This is a genomic window from Kribbella koreensis, assembly GCF_039525325.1.
GTDB lineage: Bacteria > Actinomycetota > Actinomycetes > Propionibacteriales > Kribbellaceae > Kribbella > Kribbella koreensis.
Genome location: NZ_BAAAHK010000008.1, coordinates 31,360 through 49,217, shown reverse-complemented (window position 1 = coordinate 49,217; position 17,858 = coordinate 31,360). Strand labels below are relative to the sequence as shown.

Below are 17,858 nucleotides of genomic sequence, written 5' to 3'. Positions count from 1 at the left end.
CGTTCAGACGACGCCGGCGGCCTTGAGTTCTTCGAGTTCGGCGGTATCGATGCCCAGGCCGCCGTAGATCGCGGAGTTGTGTTCGCCCAGGCCGGGCGAGGTCTCCACCTGGACCGGGGAGTCGGACAGCTTGATCGGGCAGCCGACGGTCTTGAAGGTGCCGCGCTGCGGGTGCTTCACCTCGACGACGGCGCCGAGCTCGGCCAGCGTCTCGTCCTCGATCAGTTCCTTGGTGGACAGGATCGGGCCGCACGGCACGTTCAGCGCGTTCAGCTTCTCCATCACCTCGAACTTGGTGTGCTGCTCGGTCCACTGCTCGATCAGCCCGAACATCTTGTCGAGCTTGTCGAGCCGGGCGGCCGGCGTGTTCCAGTCCGGGTCGTCGGCCAGCTCGGGCTTGCCGATCAGGTTGGCGATCGGGGCCCAGCCGGGCGGCTGGACGATCACGTAGATGTAGTCGTTCGGGCCGCCGGGCGCGGTACGGACCGCCCACCCGGGCTGTCCGCCGCCGGACGCGTTGCCTGAGCGCGGTACCTCGTCCCCGAAGTTGTCGTTCGGGTACTCCTTCAGCGGACCGTGCGCGAGCCGCTGCTGGTCACGCAGCTTGACCCGCGTGAGGTTCAGTACCGCCTCCTGCATGGCCACCGAGACCCGCTGGCCCTTGCCGGTGGTCGTCCGCTGGTACAGGGCGGCGAGGATGCCGGCGACCAGGTGGATGCCGGTGCCGGAGTCACCGATCTGAGCTCCGGTGGCGGTCGGCGGGCCGTCTTCGAACCCGGTCGTGCTCATCGCGCCGCCCATCGCCTGGGCGACCACCTCGTAGGCCTTGAAGTCCTCGTACCGGCCCGGGCCGAAGCCCTTGATCGAGGCGTAGATCAGCTCCGGGTTGATGCTCTGGAGCCGGTCCCAGGTGAAGCCCATCCGGTCGATCGCGCCGGGCGCGAAGTTCTCCACCAGGATGTCGGAGTTCTTCACCAGGTCGGTGAAGATCTCCTTGCCCCGCTCGGACTTCATGTTCAAGGTGATGCTGCGCTTGTTGCAGTTCAGCATCGTGAAGTAGAGGCTGTCGACGTCGGGCAGATCGCGCAGCTGCTGGCGGGTGATGTCACCCGTCGGCGCCTCCAGCTTGATGACGTCGGCGCCCAGCCAGGCCAGGATCTGAGTACAGGAGGGTCCTGACTGCACGTGGGTCATGTCGAGTACACGAACACCTTCAAGGGCCTTACCCATAACGGTCCTCCGGCTACTTGTACATGGTTTGGTTCATGGTTCCGGGCGCGTAGGCGTCGGGATCGACCCAGACGTTGATCAGCGACGGCAGCCCCGACTCGCGGGCGCGCTGCATGGCCGGCCCGATGTCCTTGGGGTCGCGGACCTCCTCGCCGTACCCGCCGAGCATCTTGGCGAACTGGTCGTACTTGACGTCGCCCAGCGTGTTGCCGATCCGGCCGCGGTCGTGCCCGTACTTGGCCTCCTGGCCGTACCGGATCTGGTTCATCGAGGAGTTGTTGCCGACCACGCCGACGAACGGCAGCTTGAACCGGACCAGCGTCTCGAAGTCCCAGCCGGTCAGCGAGAAGGCGCCGTCGCCGAACAGCGCGACGACCTCCTTGTCCGGCCGCGCGTACTTGGCCGCCATCACGAACGGGATGCCGACGCCGATGGTGCCGAGCGGTCCCGGGTCCATCCAGTGGCCCGGCGACTTCGGCTGCACCACGCCGCCGGAGAAGGTGACGATGTCGCCGCCGTCGCCGATGTAGATCGAGTCCTCGGTGAGGAACTCGTTGATCTCGTGCGCGAGCCGCAACGGGTGGATCGGGTTGGCGTCCAAGAGCTGCCGGGGCAGCCGCTTCTGGTACGCCGCGTCCTCTTCGGCCCGCAGTTCGCTGAACCAGGCCTTGCGGTCACCGGCCTTCGCGATCCGGCCCGAGGAGGCCTGGGTGACGGCTGCCAGGATGGCGCCCGGGTCGCCGACCAGGCCGAGGTCGATGTCGCGGTTCTTGCCGACGGTGCGGTAGTCCATGTCGATCTGGACCACGGTCGCGCCCTTCGGCAGCCGGCGGCCGTAACCCATCCGGAAGTCGAACGGGGTGCCGACGATCAGGATCAGGTCGGCGTTGTTGAAGCCGTACCGGCGGGACAGGTGGAAGTGGTGCGGGTCACCGGGCGGCAGGGTGCCGCGCGCCGAGCCGTTCATGAAGGCCGGGATGTTGAGCTGGCGGACGAAGTCGATCGCCGCGTCGCTGCCGCGAGCGGTCCAGACCTGGGTGCCGAGCAGGACGACCGGCTTCTCCGCCCGGGAGATCAGGTCGGCCAGCGCCTCGATGCTGGCCGGGTCGCCGATGCTCTTCGTCGACGCGCGGTACCGGCCCGCCTCGGGGATCGTGGCCGACTCGACCGGGACCGAGTTGTCCAGGATGTCGCGCGGGATCTCCAGGAAGGACGGGCCGGGAGCGCCGTTGTAGCACTCGCGGAACGCCATCGAGACCATGTCGGCGACCCGCGCGGTGTGCGGCACGGTGGCGGCGAACTTGGTGATCGGCGTCATCATGTCGACGTGCGGCAGGTCCTGCAGTGAGCCCATCTTGTGCTGGTTCAGCGCGCCCTGGCCGCCGATCAGCAGCATCGGGCTCTCGGCACGGAAGGCGTTGGCGACACCGGTGACGGCGTCGGTGGTACCGGGGCCGGCGGTGACGACGGCACAACCCGGCTTGCCGGTCATCCGGGCGTAGCCGTCGGCGGCGTGCGCCGCGACCTGCTCGTGCCGGACGTCGACGACGGCGATGCCCTCGTCGACACAGCCGTCGTAGATGTCGATGATGTGGCCGCCGCAGAGGGTGAAGATCACGTCGATGCCCTCGGCCTTGAGGGCCTTGGCGACCAGATGCCCACCCGAGATCGTGGCGGTGCTCGGCTCCGGCTCGGTCACCTGGGCAACCGCGTTCGTTTCGGACACTGTCTGGGCCATCTGGCAGTCATCTCCTCAGAGGAAGGCCGTGCTGGATTATCAGCCTGTAGATTGCATACAGTATTTGGTAGTCGTAGTCATACCGCACTGCCGATCCCCTTGTCCAGAGCTCAGCAGGGAGTTGCGATGTCGATCCATGACGAACTCGGCCAGACCCGTCGCGCGGTACAGAATCTTGAGAAAGCCCTTGCGGGCTTACGGAATCAGCTCGGCGCGCACCTCGACGTACTGCGCCTGATCGACGACGTGACGAGGTGTTCGACGGACCTTCGGCGACTCGAGGAACAGGTCGGTCCGCCGCGCTTGCAGGAGTTGGTGGCCATCCCTGACGACGATTACAACCACAATCTCTGGGCAACGGGCGACGCTGACCATGAGGGGCTGGGCGCACCAGGCCGCCGAGCCCCTTGAACCGCCAGACACTGCTTCAACAGCTGCCGGAGTCGTATGTCGTCCGCCGCTCGCGCGGTGACCGATACGGCTTCGGCAGCTTGTTCGGGGGCGACGAAGGTGCGGTAGAACGGTTCGCCCAGCGCGACCCGGTTCAGCGCGGGTAGCCACCATTTTGCTGGGCCGGCCGGTTCGTCCGCAGTACCGAGTAGATAGAGCGCCGTACGACGCGCGTTGGACATGCGTCTTCGTTCATCCTCGGCCAACTCCTCCGCGGTCGCGAGGGCCGTCGACGTACAGAGCGCCACCAGGCGGGCCGAGCCGTCGAAGCCCACTCGAGCCGTGTCGATGAAGTCGGCCGCGAACGGCAGCAGGGCTCGTCGCCCCGCCTTCGTGCTGTGATCGTGGACCATTCGGGCAACCGCACCGAGGACGGGGTGGACGCAGGCGGGCCGATCCGTCCAGGGTTCCCTGGCCAGCTTGGAGACGAGCTCCAGTACGCACGGCTCAGGCCGCATCACCCGGCCGTACTCCGCCTGGCTCACTCGCCTGGCCGGACTACTCCGGCGACCGGAGTCCCCAACTGCCGCCGGACAGTCAGGGACGGTCGGCCAGGCTGTTTGAGGAACCGGACCGTCATCGCCGTGCCGAGGCCGAGGAAGCCGGCGATCAGGAAGACCGGCCGATAGCCGATCGCCTCCACCAGACTGGCCGTCACGCCGATCCCGACCAGACCCCCGAACGCCTTGGCGCTGTAGAGGATCGCGTGGTTCTGCAGCAGGCTGTTCTCACCGAAGAACTCCAGCACCAGGTTCGCCATGATCGCGTAGAAGGCGCCACCGCCGAGGCCGGCGAACATCGCGCAGAACACGAACGCCCACTCCACGCCAGACTCGCCCGCCAGCACGAGTCCGGCATGAGCGAGACCTTCGATCATCAGTACCGCCGCCAGCACCCGCCGACGACCGAACTGTTCCGAGAGGTGACCGGCGAAGGACCTGCCGAGACCGTTGACCGCGGCAAGCAACCCGGCCGCGAACCCGGCGACCGCCAAGCCCAGCCCGGCCTGCATCGCATAGCTCACGACGAACGCTATGCCGAACAGCGACAGCGCGGCACAAAGCGCGAGGGTCAACCACATCAACGGCAGCGCGCCGGTGCGCATCGCCTCACCAGGGCGATAGTGCCGGGCCGCGGGGATGTTGTTCGGGATGCTGCGATTGAGCTTGCGGTCGATCGCCCAGGACTGCGGTTCGAGATCGGCAGGCCACCAATGCCGAGGCGGATCCTTCAGTACGCCGCCAGCTGTCAGCACTGTGAGTAGAGCGATTGCCGCGGCGAGGTCGAAGACCAGGCGATGGCCGCTGGACGAATTGAAGACCGCCAGCAGCGCGATACTCGGTACCGCGCCGACGGCGAAGCCACCGGTGACGAAGCCGATCGTGGCCACCCGCTTGTCCGGGAACCACCGGCCGGCGGTCGTGATGCAGGCCGCGTACACCAGACCCGCCCCGACCCCGCCGATCAACGCATAGCCGAGCACCACGACCGCGTAGCTGCCCGCATGTGCCAGCGTCGCCAGACCTGCTGCAGCAAAGACACCACCTAGTACTACGAGTTGCGTCGGCGAGACCCGTCGCACTCGCTGGAGCCACGCCGCCGGGATCGCGACGAGCGCCTGGCAGGCGACGAAGATCGCCAGCAGCCACATCGTCTGGACGAAACCCCAACCGCGATTCGACTGCAGGTCGAGAGCCGCCGAACCGAAGGAGTACTGCAGAGGGCTGATCGCCACCATGCAAGCCCAGGCGGCCCACAGCTGCCACCGCCTCGGATGGCCGGTGAGTTCTCGCGGATCCTCACCGACCCGGTACTGGCGGCCGTACACGTCTCTTACGTCCCGTGCCTTCATCAGCGCCTCCTGACTACTGCATACCGTATGTGTTCTTGGTACTCCTCTGCGGTGGCGGTTGTCCAGAGTTGAGAAGGTCTTGTGACGTGAGTGCATACAGAATACAGTCGTCTGCATGGACCTGATGGAGTACCAAGCCAAAGAACTCTTCGCCCGGCACGGCGTTCCGGTCACTCTCGGGCGAGTCATCGAGGACGCGGCCGACGCCGCCGCGGCCGCGGAAGAACTCGGCGGCCGCGTAGTGGTGAAGGCCCAGGTGAAGGCCGGCGGCCGCGGCAAGGCGGGTGGCGTCAAGCTGGCCGCGACGCCGGCCGAGGCGACCGAACGCGCCCAGGACATCCTCGGCATGGGCATCAAGGGCCACACCGTCCGGCGGGTGCTGCTCGCGCCGGCCGCGGACATCGCCGAGGAGTACTACTTCTCCTTCCTGGTGGATCGGGCGAACCGCGGCTACCTGTGCATCGCGAGCACCGAGGGCGGCGTCGAGATCGAGGAGGTCGCCAACTCCAACCCGGATGCGATTGCCAAGGTGTCGATCGATCCCGCCACTGGGGTCGATGAGGCGAAGGCGGCCGAGATCGTGGCCGCGGCGGGATTCCCTGCGGAGGCGGCTTCCGTAGTACGGGCCTTGTGGGACGTGTTCATCAAGGAGGACGCGTCGCTGGTCGAGGTGAATCCGTTGGTGAAGCTGGCCGATGGATCGCTGGAGGCGCTCGACGGGAAGGTGACGCTGGACGAGAACGCGGCGTACCGGCATCGCGATCACGCGGCCTTCGAGGACAAGGCCGCCGGGGATCCACTGGAGGTCGCGGCGGCCGGGAAGGGGCTGAACTACGTCAAGCTCGACGGCTCCGTCGGCATCATCGGCAACGGAGCGGGGCTCGTGATGTCCACCCTCGACGTCGTCGCGTACGCCGGTGAGGCACACGGCGGCGTGAAGCCCGCGAACTTCCTCGACATCGGAGGCGGCGCGTCGGCCGAGGTGATGAAGAACGGGCTGAGCATCATCCTCGGCGACCCGCAGGTGCGCAGTGTGTTCGTGAACGTGTTCGGCGGGATCACCGCTTGCGACGCGGTCTCGAACGGCATCGTGCAGGCGCTCGCGCTGCTCGGCGACCAGGCGGACAAACCGCTCGTCGTCCGGCTCGACGGCAACAACGTGGACGAGGGCCGGCGGATCCTCACGCAGGCGAACCACCCACTGGTGACGGTGGTCGACACCATGGACGGCGCCGCGGACCGCGCCGCCGAGCTGGCTGCTTAGGCCTAGGAGGCTTTGAGAGATGGCAATCTTCTTGACCGAGAACAGCAGGGTCGTCGTGCAGGGCATGACCGGCGCCGAGGGGCAGAAGCACACCTCGCGGATGCTTGCCGCAGGCACCAACATCGTCGGCGGCGTGACGCCGGGCAAGGGCGGCCAGTCGGTCGACTTCGCGAAGCGGTCGATCCCCGTCTACGGGTCGTGTGCCGACGCGGTGAAGTCCACCGGCGCGGATGTGTCGATCGTTTTCGTCCCGCCGCGCTTCACGAAGGGTGCGGTGATCGAGGCGATCGACGCCGGGATCCCTTTGGTGGTGGTGATCACCGAAGGTGTGCCGGTGCATGACACGGCCGCCTTCTTCGCCCACGCCGAGGCGTCCGGGACCACCCGGATCATCGGCCCCAACTCCCCCGGGCTGATCAGTCCCGGCAAGGCGAACGCCGGGATCATTCCGGCCGACATCGCCGGGCCGGGCCGGATCGGGTTGGTGTCGAAGTCGGGCACGCTGACGTACCAGATGATGTACGAGCTGCGGGAGTACGGCTTCACGACGGCGATCGGGATCGGCGGCGACCCGATCATCGGGACCACGCACATCGACGCGCTGCGGGCCTTCCAGGACGACCCCGAGACCGAGGCGATCGTGATGATCGGCGAGATCGGCGGCGACGCGGAGGAACGCGCGGCCGCGTTCATCAGCTCATATGTTACGAAACCCGTCATTGGTTATGTGGCCGGCTTCACCGCGCCCGAAGGCAAGACGATGGGGCATGCGGGCGCGATCGTGTCGGGCTCGTCCGGGACCGCGGCCGCCAAGCAGGAAGCCCTCGAAGCGGTCGGTGTGAAGGTCGGCAAGACGCCGAGCGAGACGGCCCGGCTGATGCGCGAAGCCCTCGACCAACTGCTCGTGCACTGACAAAGGAGCCCTGGGATGGCGAAGATCGGATTCATCGGGCTGGGCATCATGGGCTCGCACATGGCCGCGAACCTGATCACGGCCGGCCATGAGGTCACCGGGTACGACGTCGTACCGGCGTCCGTCGACAAACTCCTGCAGGCCGGTGGCAAGCCCGCGCCCGACATCGCTTCGGCGGTCGAGGGCGCGGAGGTCGTCATCACGATGCTGCCGGATTCGCCGCAGGTCTCGGAGGTCGTGCTCGGGCCGGGCGGGGTGCTCGAGGCGGTCGCAGCGGGAGTTCTGCTGATCGACATGAGTTCGATCGCGCCGGAGACGTCGCTTGCTGTTGCTGCCGAGGGCGCGGCGCGCGGAGTACGGGTGCTGGATGCGCCGGTGAGTGGTGGCGAGCAGGGCGCGATCAAGGCGTCGCTGTCGATCATGGTCGGCGGGTCGGCGGAGGACTTCGCGTCGGCGCGGCCGATCTTCGAGGACCTCGGGCGGACCATCGTGCATGTCGGCGGGCACGGCGCCGGCCAGACGGTGAAGGCGGCCAACCAGTTGATGGTGGCCGGCATCATCGCGCTGGTCAGCGAGGCGATCGTGCTGCTGGAGGCTTCGGGGGTCGACGGCGAGCGCGGGCTCGAAGTACTGGCCGGTGGGCTCGCGGGCAACCGGATCCTCGATCTGAAGTCGGCCTCGATGCTTGCCCGCCAGTTCGAACCGGGCTTCCGGATCGACTTGCACCACAAGGACATGGGCATCGCCCTGGCATCGGCTCGCGCCGCGGGAGTGTCCTTGCCCGTCACCGGGATCGTTGCTCAGCTGGTCGCAGCGGCGCGTGCCCAGGGCAACGGTTCGCTGGACCACTCCGCACTACTCAAGGTGGTAGAGCAACTGTCCGGTCGCTGATCACGAGGCGGGGCGGTACTCGCCCGCCCCCGATCACGGGCGGGGCGGTACTGGCCCGCCGCTGGTTAGCGGCGGGGCGGGGCCGTGCTGGCCCGTACCACCAGTTCGGTGCCGACGGCGACGGGCTGGTGGTGGTGCTCGCCGGTCCGGATCCCCTCGATCAGGGCGTCGACGCTGCGGCGCGCGACCTCCGGGAAGAACTGCCGGATCGTCGTCAGCGGCGGCCAGAACTGGGCGGCTTCCTCCATGTCGTCGAAGCCCACCACGCTGACGTCTTCCGGAACCGCCCGGCCGGCCTCGTGCAAGGCGCGCAGCAGGCCGAGGGCCATCTGGTCGTTGGCCGCGAAGACCGCGGTGACGTCGGGGTCGGCGGCGAGTTTGCGGCCGGCCGCGTACCCGGAGCCGGCCGACCAATCGCCGGTCAGCACGGGCGGTACCGGGCAGCCGTGGTCGATCAGGGTCTGGCGCCAGGATCGGAGCCGGCGCGAGGCGGCGTACGAGTCCTCGGGACCGCCGAGATGCCAGACCGTACGGTGGCCGAGGTCGAGCAGGTGCTCAGTCGCCAGTCGGGAGCCCTGGGCCTGGTCGGTGTCGACGACCGGGTAGTCGAGATCAGCGTTCGAGTCGATGACCACGACCGGCATCCCCTCGGGCATCTGGACATCGGCCTCGTCCAGCCGGTGCGCCTCGATCAGGATGATGACCCCGTCCACCGCCTGCTCACCGAGCCGGTCGAAGGCCCCCGACAAGTCGTGGGGGGTGCCATGCAGCACCGGGATCAGGTTCACGGCGTACCCGCTGGACGTGGCCGCCGCGGCGATGGCGTCCAGGGTCCGGGTGTTGCCGAAGCTGGACAGCTCGAACGCGATCACGCCGATGCTGCGGAACTGCCCGTTGCGCAGGGCCCGCGCCGCGCTGTTCGGGCGGTACCCGACCTCGCGCATCGCGGCCAGCACCCGGTCCCGGGTGGCCTCGTCGACGTTGCGCCGGCCGTTCGCTACCCGGGACACCGTCTGGCCCGAGACACCGGCCAGCCGGGCGACGTCGGCCATCGAGGCTCCGCGCCGGCGGCGTACCGGCGTTTCGTCTGTGGTCATCAGGCGTCTCCCCCTCGGTCGTCTCCGCCGAACTATAGACATGTTGACGTAAACACGTTAGCTTCCTCGCCAGAAATGTTGACGTAAACATGGAGGCTGTGGGCAGATGCACCGAGAGACCAGGGGATGGCTGTTCGTCGGGCCGTTCCTCGCCGTGTTCGCGCTCACCTTCCTGGCGCCGATCGGCTACGCGATCTACCTGAGCCTGTTCCGCGACCAGGCGTTCTTCGGCGGCACCGTGTTCGTCGGGCTCGACAACTACGTCGACGCGATCCAGGACTCGAAGCTGTGGGAGTCGTTCCTGCGGGTGCTGCTGTTCCTGGTCGTCCAGGTGCCGGTGATGCTCGTCTTCGCCCTGCTGGCCGCGCTCGCCATCGACAGCGCCCGGCTGCACGGCGCGAGCTTCTTCCGGGTGGTGATCTTCCTCCCGTACGCCGTACCGGGCGTGGTCGCCGTCTTGATGTGGGGCTTCATCTACGGCAACAACTTCGGGCTGGCCGCGGACCTCAACGACCTGCTCGGCACGACGGCCATCCAGCCGCTCAGCGGGAAGTGGATGCTGCCGTCGATCGCCAACATCGTCACCTGGGAGTTCGTGGGCTACAACATGCTGATCTTCTACTCGGCCCTGCGGACCGTACCGGAGGAGTTGTACGAGGCGGCCGCGATCGACGGCGCCGGCGCGTTCCGGACGATCCGGGCGGTCAAGCTGCCGGCATTGCGTGGCGCGATCGTGATCGCCACCATCTTCTCGATCATCGGCAGCTTCCAGCTCTTCAACGAGCCGAACATCCTGCGCACACTGGCGCCGAACGTGATCACCACGTACTACACGCCGAACATGTACGCCTACAACCTGTCCTTCGCGGGTCAGCAGTTCAACTACTCCGCGACGGTGGCGATCGTGATGGGCATCATCACCGCGGTGATCGCCTACGTGGTCCAGCTGCGCGGATCCCGGGAGGCGTTGTGAACACGTCACTGCGTCCCAGACGCTCGCCTCTGCTGACCGTGCTGATGGTGCTGTACCTCGTCTACACGCTGGTCCCACTGCTGTGGTTGTTGCTCAGTGCAACCAAGACGCAAGGCGATCTGGTGTCGAGTCCGGGGCTGTGGTTCGGTCGCTCGTTCGCGCTGTTCGGCAACATCCACGACACGCTGACCTACGACGACGGCATCTTCCTGCGCTGGCTGGGCAACACGCTGCTGTACGTCGTCGTCGGAGCGGGCGGCGCCACGTTGCTGGCGACTGCGGCTGGTTATGGGCTTGCGAAGTACCGGTTCGCCGGGCGGCGCGCTGTCTTCGCCGTCCTGCTGGGTGCGGTCGCCGTCCCTGGGACCGCCTTGGCCGTGCCGACCTTCTTGATGTTCTCCAAGCTGGGGCTGACGAACACGGTCTGGGCGATCATCATCCCGTCGCTGATCAGCCCGTTCGGGCTCTACCTGATCTGGGTCTACGCGACCGACGCGGTGCCGTACGACCTGCTCGAGGCGGCCCGGATCGACGGCGCCGGGGAGATCCGGATCTTCTTCACCGTCGCCCTGCGACTCCTTGCCCCCGGCATCGTCACCGTCTTGCTGTTCGCGGTCGTATCGACCTGGAACAACTACTTCCTGCCGCTGATCATGCTCAGCAAACCGAACCTGTATCCGCTCACCGTCGGGCTCACCCAGTGGAGCAACCAGGCGACCGGCGTCGGCGCACGCCCCATCTACAACCTGGTGATCACCGGTTCGCTGCTGACCATCGTCCCGCTCGTCGTCGCCTTCCTCCTCCTCCAACGCTTCTGGCAGTCCGGCCTGACCGCGGGCAGCGTCAAACAATGAAAGGACTGTGGATGAAACCTGCAGCTTGGCTCCACGCCGCCGCAGCACTGGCCCTGGTGACCGGTGTTGTGACGACTGTCCCCGCAGCCGCGTCGCCGGCGCCGTCTCCGGCGAACACGCGCGAGTACCGCGGTGTGAACTGGGCGGATCCGCGCGACAACTACGCGTCCGACGAGGTCGTACCGTCCGGCCTCAGTACTGCGGACGACTACGCGACCACCTACCGCAAGGCCACCGGCATCGTCCGCGAGTTCCGGGCGGAGCTGAAGGCCAACACGATCCGGCTGCCGATCAACCCGTCGAGTGTCGGGACCAGCTGGTGGCGGTCGTACCAGGCCGCGATCGACGCCTCCACCGGCAACGGCTTCAAGGTCATCCTCAGCTACTGGGAAGCCAACGACGCCAAGGACGGCCGGGTCGACGACCCAGCCGCCTACGCCGCCATGTGGGACACCGTCGTCAAGAGGTACGGCAAGAACCCCCGTGTGTACTTCGAACCGATGAACGAGCCGTTCGGCTACTCCCTCGACGAGTGGGTGGGCGTCACCACCTCCTGGCTGGCCCGGCACCGGGATGTGCCGCGTGGCCGGGTCGTCATCTCAGGTACCGGCTACAACGACAACGTCACCGGCGTCGGCGCGGTCCCCGCCTTGACGGGAACCCTGCTGTCGCTGCACTTCTACGGCTTCTGGGACGACGCGACCACCGAGGCGGAATGGCTCGCGAACCTCCGCCCCCGCATCGGCCAGTACGGCTGGCGCACCATCATCGACGAGGCCGGCTCCCCGATGACCACCGGCCTCAACTACGGCAACCACGAAGGCAACGTCTCCACCTCGTACTTCGGCGCGCTCACCCAGGTCGCCCGCGAGCAGAAGATGGGCATCGTGTACTGGCCGGGCCTGCGCGACGGTGACTCCTACTCGATGACCACCCGGATCAGCGAGCGCGACCTCGAGGTCAACAACGCGAGCGGGCTGGCCCAGCTGCAGTGGGGCTGGGGCCTGCTGAAGAAGGAACCGGTCAACGACCTTCCACCCGCGCCACCAGGTGAGGAACTGCGCGGAGTCGCAAGCGGCCGCTGTCTCGACGTACCGGGCGCCTCCACCACCAACGGCACCGCGCTCGACCTGTGGGACTGCAACGGCGGCGGCAACCAGTCCTGGAACCACACGGCCGGCAAGCAATTGACGGTCTACGGCAACAAGTGCGTGACCGCCGGCGGAGCCGTTGCCGGCAGCCCGGCGATCATCACCACCTGCACCGGCGCCTCCGACCAGGCGTGGGAGCTCCAGGCGGACAAGTCGGTCACGAGCATCGGCCATCCCGGTCTCTGCCTCGATGCCGCCGGCACCGCCAACGGAAGTGCAGTCATCGTCTCGGCCTGCAACGGCCTCAGCAACCAGCAGTGGGAACAGTGAGAGGGAACATCATGAAGACCAGTCATCGGCGCAGCCTGCGGCACCTTGTCGTCAGCACCGTCGCCATCACGACCGCATCGGTTCTGCTGGCTGCCTGCGGTGGATCGGACAGCTCCGGCAGCTCGGGCAGTGGCGGCCAGCCGGCGGGGTCGCCGGATGCTGTGAAGGCCGCGCTCGAGAAGGGCGGGAGCATCACGTACTGGAGCTGGACGCCGTCGGCCGAGGCTCAGGTGAAGGCGTTCGAGAAGGAGTACCCGAACGTCAAGGTGAACTACGTCAACGCCGGGACCGGCAACGACCAGTACACGAAGCTGCAGAACGTCATCAAGGCCGGGTCGGGGGCGCCGGACGTCGCGCAGATCGAGTACCAGGCGCTGCCGCAGTTCGCGTTGCCGGGCTCGCTGGTCGACCTGCGGCAGTACGGGTTCGACAGCTTCCAGTCGGCGTACACGGCGTCGACCTGGACGGCGGTGCACGCCGGCGACGGGCTCTACGGGCTGCCGCAGGACTCGGGCCCGATGGCCCTGTTCTACAACAAGGAGGTCTTCGGCAAGTACGGCATCACCGTGCCGAAAACCTGGGACGAGTACGTCGCGGCCGCCAAGAAGCTGCACGCCGCCGACCCGAAGAAGTTCATCACCAACGACACCGGTGACGCCGGCTTCGCGACCAGCATGATCTGGCAGGCCGGTGGCAAGCCGTTCAGCACCAACGGCAAGGCCGTCACGATCAACCTCGCCGACGACGGCACCAAGAAGTGGACCGGCGTGTGGAACCAGCTCGTCGAGGGCGGCCTGGTGGCGAGCATCCCGGGCTGGTCGGACGAGTGGTTCAAGGCGCTCGGCGACGGCACGATCGCCTCGCTGGCGGTCGGCGCGTGGATGCCCGGCGTCCTCGAGTCGTCGGTCAAGGCCGGCGCCGGCAAGTGGGCGGTCGCGCCGATGCCGACGTACGACGGACAACCGGCCACCGCGGAGAACGGCGGCAGCACCCAGTCGGTCCTCAAGCAGAGCGCGAACCCGGCGCTGGCGGCCGGCTTCGTCAAGTGGCTCAACCACGACAACGGCGTGAAGCCGTTCCTGGCCAGCGGCGGCTTCCCGTCGACCGTTGCCGACCTCAAGGATCCCGCCTTCGTCGACAAGCCGAGCGCGTACTTCGGCGGCCAGAAGATCAACCAGGTGCTCACCGGCGCGGCCGGTACGGTCGTCAAGGACTGGAGCTACCTGCCGTTCCAGCTGTACGCGAACAGCATCTTCGGCGACACGGTCGGCAAGGCGTACCAGAGCAAGTCCGATCTGAACCCGGCGCTCAAGGCCTGGCAGGACGCGCTGGTGGGGTACGGCAACCAGCAGGGCTTCCAGACCAACGGCTGACCCCCTCCACGATTCCCGCGCGTTCCGCGCAGAAAGGGATCCATGTCCGACTTCACGATCGGTGAGTCCGATTTCCTCCTCGACGGTGCGCCGTTCCGGATCCTGTCCGGCGCCCTGCACTACTTCCGCGTCCACCCGGACTCCTGGGCGGACCGGATCGAGAAGGCCCGCCTGATGGGGCTCAACACCGTCGAGACCTACGTGCCGTGGAACGCGCACAGCCCGCGGCGCGGGGTCTTCGACACCTCGGGGATCCTCGACCTGGGCCGGTTCCTACGGCTGGTGGCCGAGGCGGGGATGTACGCGATCGTGCGGCCGGGTCCGTACATCTGCGCGGAGTGGGACAACGGCGGGCTCCCCGCCTGGCTCTTCCAGGAGCCGGGCGTGGGGGTGCGCCGGCATGAGAAGCAGTTCATGACCGCGATCGAGGAGTACCTGCGGCAGGTACTGCGGATCGTGGAGCCGCTGCAGGTCCAGCACGATGGGCCGGTGCTGCTGGTTCAGGTCGAGAACGAGTACGGCGCCTTCGGGGATGACCAGGTCTATCTGAAGGCGATCGCGGACCTGATCGGCCAGGGCGGGATCACGGTGCCGCTGGTGACCGTGGACCAGCCGGTCGACGAGATGCTCGAGGCCGGTGGGCTGGACGGCGTACTGCGTACTGGGTCGTTCGGCTCCAGGTCTGCGGAACGGCTCCGGACGTTGCGGGCGCATCAGCCGTCGGGGCCGTTGATGTGCATGGAGTTCTGGGACGGGTGGTTCGACCACTGGGGCGGGCCGCATCACACGACCTCGGTGGCTGACGCGGCCGCGGAGCTGGATGCTCTGCTGGCTGCGGGCGCCTCGGTCAACGTGTACATGTTTCATGGCGGCACGAACTTCGGGCTCACGAACGGGGCCAACGACAAGGGCGTCTATCGGCCGACGGTGACGTCGTACGACTACGACGCGCCCTTGGACGAGGCGGGTAACTTCACCGCGAAGTTCCATGCCTTCCGCGAGGTGATCTCCCGGTATGCCCCGGTGCCGCCGCTCGCACCGGATCCGGTCGCGCCGGCGCCGGAATTCTCTGTACCTCTGGGCGACCCCGTTGCTGTTCGAGGCGTGTGGACGGCCGCGGCGGCCCTGCCGACTCTCGATGAGCTGGGCGCCAGGCTCGCGATCTACCGGACCGAGCTGGACGTCGAGGGCCCGGCGCTGCTCGAGGTCGGCGAGGTTCGCGACCGTGCCCAGGTCTTCCTCGACGGACATCCTGTCGGTGTGCTCGAACGCGAGAACCACGATCGCGCCATCCTCCTACCGCACGGCCGCGGCCGGCTGGAGCTGGTCGTCGAGGACCAGGGCCGGGTCAACTACGGCCCCCGGATCGGCGAACCGAAGGGCCTGATCGGCGGCGTCCTGCTCGACTCTACGCCGCTCACCGAGTGGACGACCTGCGTCATCGATCTCGACACGGTTCCCACTGCATGGCAGTCCGGTGGAGCGTCCGTTGTGGGCCCAGGCCCGACCGCCTGGCGAGCGACCTTCAACGCCGACGGCCCCATCGACCACTTCCTGAAAACCGATGCCTGGGGCAAGGGATTCGCCTGGGTCAACGGCTTCTGCCTGGGCCGCTACTGGCACCGCGGCCCCCAGCACACGCTCTATGTTCCCGGCCCACTCATCCACCAAGGCCCGAACGACCTGGTCGTCCTCGAACTCGACACAATGCCCTCCCGAACCGCACAGTTCACCGCAACCGCATCACTCGGCCCGACCGACCTGTAGCTAGGCGAGAAAGGCCGAGACCGCGGCGAGCCATTGGTCCGGCACCTTCGAGAGGATCCGGTGTCCTGCCTTCATCAAGCTCCAATCGAGACGAGTACCACGCCGGCCAGTACCGCGGTCAGGCCGACGACGCTCACGAGGGTGAGCCGCTCGCGCAGTACGACGACTCCCAGAAGATTGCCCACGGCAACATTGAGCGTCCGCCCGACCGCCACCGTGCTGACCGGCGAGATCGACATCGCCACCAGCACCAACCCGTAACTGGCCGGCGTCAGCACCGCAATCGGCACCGCCCGCCGCCACCCCGAGAAATCCAGCTTCCGCCGAGGCCCTAGCACCAAACTCAGCACCACCAACTGCCCCACATTCGTCACCGCCAGATACGGCAACACACTCACCCCGAGCGACGCGATCGCATGCCCATCCCACAACGTGTACACAGCACTGCACCCAGCCACCGCCACCCCCGGCAGGCTCCCCCGCCCGGACGCCACCCGATCCATCACCATCACCCCCACGACCACTGCCGCGACCCCGCCCCACACCTGTGGCGGCGGGCTGCCGATCCACGGGATCGCGGCGAGGGTGACGATGACGGGGGTCGCGCCCCGGCTGACGGAGTACACGACGTTGAAGTCGCCCGCCTTATAGGCCCACCGCAGCACCACGGAGTACGCGGTATGCAGCACCATGCTCACCAATCCAGCAGGCCAGGTCTTCGCCAACTCCCCCTGCAAACCGGCCCACACCAGCAGCCCGACGGAGACCGGCGCCGCGATCACCGCACACAACCAGGCGAGTTCCGGCCCGTCCTGCGTGGCCTTCTTCATCAACAGATTCCACCCGGCATGACACACCGCCGCAGCACCCAAGATCCCCAGAACCATCACGTAGTCAATGTCTACAGCACCGGCGTAGACACTGTCTACTCATTGGAATGGAGACAGGTGGGTCCGGAGGGGCCTGGCAGGGCTCGCGCCTGCGGACCCACCTGGGTCTGGATGGCTCGGGCGGTCGTCTGGGTTAGACGGCTCGGGCTGCGGTGGGTGCGTGGGCTATTGGGGTGGTGCCGACTTTGGTGGAGAGGAGGTCGGTTACTGCGTGGACTGCTCGGAGGGTGGGGGCTTTGGTGTGGGTCAGGTCGGCTAGTTCGACAACCGCGGCGAGGATGACGTCGAGTTCCAGGGGCTTGTCTTTTTCCAGGTCCTGGAGCATGGAGGTTTTGTGTTCGCCGACCCGCTCGGCGCCGTCGATGCGTTTGTCGACGGAGATGTCGGGGGTGGAGCCGACGGCGGCGGCGATCTCGAGGGTTTCTTCCATCATCAGGCGGATCATCGCGCGGGTGCCGCGGTGCTGGGCGATCTCGACCATGGTGGCGCGGGCGAGCGCGCTGATCGGGTTGAAGGCGGCGTTGCCGAGGAGTTTGATCCAGATGTCGTTGCGGATGTCCTCCTCGACCGGGCACTTCAGGCCGCCGGCGATCATCGCCTCGCTGAACTCCAGGCAGCGGTCCGATCGGCCGCCACCAGGTTCGCCGATCGAGAAGCGGGTGCCTTCGAGATGCCGTACGACGCCCGGCCCCTCCAACTCCGTCGAGCAGTAGACGACGCAGCCGATCGCGCGGTCGAGCGAGAGGACCCGGGTCACCTCACCACCTGGGTCCACCGACTCGATCCGGCGACCCTCGTACGGGCCCGGCAGGCCGTGGAAGTACCACCACGGGATGCCGTTCTGGGCGGCCACGACGGCCGTCTTGTCGTGCAGCAGCGGCTCGATCAGCGGGCCGCAGGACGCGTACGAGTTCGCCTTCAGCCCGAGGAAGACGACATCGACCGGCCCGATCTCGGCGGGGTCGTCGGTGGCCGGCGTACGGGCCACCCAGTCTCCACGTGGGCTCAGCACCTGCACCCCATCAGCCCGGATCGCCTGCAGATGGGGGCCACGGGCAACAAGATGCACCTCGGTCCCACCACGGTGCAGCGCGGCGCCGACGTACGCGCCGATCGCGCCGGCGCCCAGAATCGCAACCTTCATC

The 17,858-nt window shown here is 67.5% G+C and carries 15 protein-coding genes; 8 read left to right on the top strand and 7 right to left on the bottom strand.

The window, feature by feature from the left end:
• Positions 1-3: 3 nt before the first annotated feature.
• From frc to ABD116_RS18265, 4 genes are all read right to left on the bottom strand, one after another.
• On the bottom strand, positions 4-1,230 hold the full coding sequence (frc, locus tag ABD116_RS18280; protein ID WP_343971111.1) for a formyl-CoA transferase: 1,227 nt from the start codon (positions 1,228-1,230) through the stop codon (positions 4-6).
• A 13-nt stretch (positions 1,231-1,243) separates the two neighbouring features.
• Positions 1,244-2,968, bottom strand: a complete 1,725-nt coding sequence (locus ABD116_RS18275; RefSeq protein WP_343971108.1) for a thiamine pyrophosphate-binding protein — start codon at positions 2,966-2,968, stop codon at positions 1,244-1,246.
• A gap of 335 nt (positions 2,969-3,303) precedes the next feature.
• A complete protein-coding gene (locus ABD116_RS18270) occupies positions 3,304-3,903 on the bottom strand; it encodes a hypothetical protein (RefSeq protein WP_343971105.1) in 600 nt (199 codons plus the stop codon).
• Entirely contained in the window at positions 3,900-5,270 is a 1,371-nt protein-coding gene (locus ABD116_RS18265; RefSeq protein ID WP_343971102.1) for an OFA family MFS transporter, read from the bottom strand. The genes ABD116_RS18270 and ABD116_RS18265 overlap by 4 nt, the downstream gene beginning before the upstream one ends.
• Before the next feature lie 115 nt (positions 5,271-5,385).
• Here ABD116_RS18265 and sucC point away from each other — a divergent pair, with 115 nt between their 5' ends.
• The 3 genes from sucC to ABD116_RS18250 are packed head-to-tail and all read left to right on the top strand — an operon-like array spanning position 5,386 to position 8,338.
• A complete protein-coding gene (gene sucC, locus ABD116_RS18260; protein ID WP_343971099.1) occupies positions 5,386-6,534 on the top strand; it encodes an ADP-forming succinate--CoA ligase subunit beta in 1,149 nt (382 codons plus the stop codon).
• 19 nt (positions 6,535-6,553) lie between these two features.
• Positions 6,554-7,447 carry a succinate--CoA ligase subunit alpha gene (sucD, locus tag ABD116_RS18255; RefSeq protein ID WP_343971096.1) on the top strand — a complete coding sequence of 298 codons (894 nt, stop codon included), beginning with the start codon at positions 6,554-6,556 and terminating at the stop codon, positions 7,445-7,447.
• Positions 7,448-7,462: 15 nt separating this feature from the next.
• Entirely contained in the window at positions 7,463-8,338 is an 876-nt protein-coding gene (locus ABD116_RS18250; protein ID WP_343971093.1) for a 2-hydroxy-3-oxopropionate reductase, read from the top strand.
• 65 nt (positions 8,339-8,403) lie between these two features.
• Here the strand turns inward: ABD116_RS18250 and ABD116_RS18245 are convergent, their stop codons facing one another.
• Entirely contained in the window at positions 8,404-9,435 is a 1,032-nt protein-coding gene (locus tag ABD116_RS18245) for a LacI family DNA-binding transcriptional regulator (RefSeq protein WP_343971090.1), read from the bottom strand.
• Between the two features lie 106 nt (positions 9,436-9,541).
• On the opposite strand from ABD116_RS18245, the gene ABD116_RS18240 reads away from it, so the two are divergent.
• Genes ABD116_RS18240 through ABD116_RS18220 form a run of 5 tightly spaced genes read left to right on the top strand, consistent with a single transcriptional unit; the run spans position 9,542 to position 15,823 of the window.
• A complete protein-coding gene (locus tag ABD116_RS18240; protein WP_343971088.1) occupies positions 9,542-10,408 on the top strand; it encodes a carbohydrate ABC transporter permease in 867 nt (288 codons plus the stop codon).
• Positions 10,405-11,262, top strand: a complete 858-nt coding sequence (locus ABD116_RS18235) for a carbohydrate ABC transporter permease (RefSeq protein WP_343971085.1) — start codon at positions 10,405-10,407, stop codon at positions 11,260-11,262. Before ABD116_RS18240 ends, ABD116_RS18235 begins: the two co-directional genes overlap by 4 nt.
• 11 nt (positions 11,263-11,273) lie before the next feature.
• Positions 11,274-12,683 (top strand): ricin-type beta-trefoil lectin domain protein, encoded by a 1,410-nt coding sequence (locus ABD116_RS18230; protein WP_343971082.1) that lies wholly within the window; start codon positions 11,274-11,276, stop codon positions 12,681-12,683.
• Between the two features lie 11 nt (positions 12,684-12,694).
• Positions 12,695-14,056, top strand: a complete 1,362-nt coding sequence (locus ABD116_RS18225) for an ABC transporter substrate-binding protein (protein WP_343971079.1) — start codon at positions 12,695-12,697, stop codon at positions 14,054-14,056.
• Between the two features lie 42 nt (positions 14,057-14,098).
• Positions 14,099-15,823: a glycoside hydrolase family 35 protein gene (locus ABD116_RS18220; protein ID WP_343971076.1), complete on the top strand. Its 1,725-nt coding sequence runs from the start codon at positions 14,099-14,101 to the stop codon at positions 15,821-15,823.
• Between the two features lie 74 nt (positions 15,824-15,897).
• Here the strand turns inward: ABD116_RS18220 and ABD116_RS18215 are convergent, their stop codons facing one another.
• Complete coding sequence (locus ABD116_RS18215) at positions 15,898-16,653, bottom strand: EamA family transporter (protein WP_343971073.1); 756 nt, start codon at positions 16,651-16,653, stop codon at positions 15,898-15,900.
• Positions 16,654-16,846: 193 nt separating this feature from the next.
• The gene (locus ABD116_RS18210) at positions 16,847-17,857 is read right to left on the bottom strand and encodes a 2-dehydropantoate 2-reductase (protein WP_343971070.1); all 1,011 of its coding nucleotides are present in this window, start codon (positions 17,855-17,857) and stop codon (positions 16,847-16,849) included.
• Between the last annotated feature and the right edge of the window lies 1 nt (position 17,858).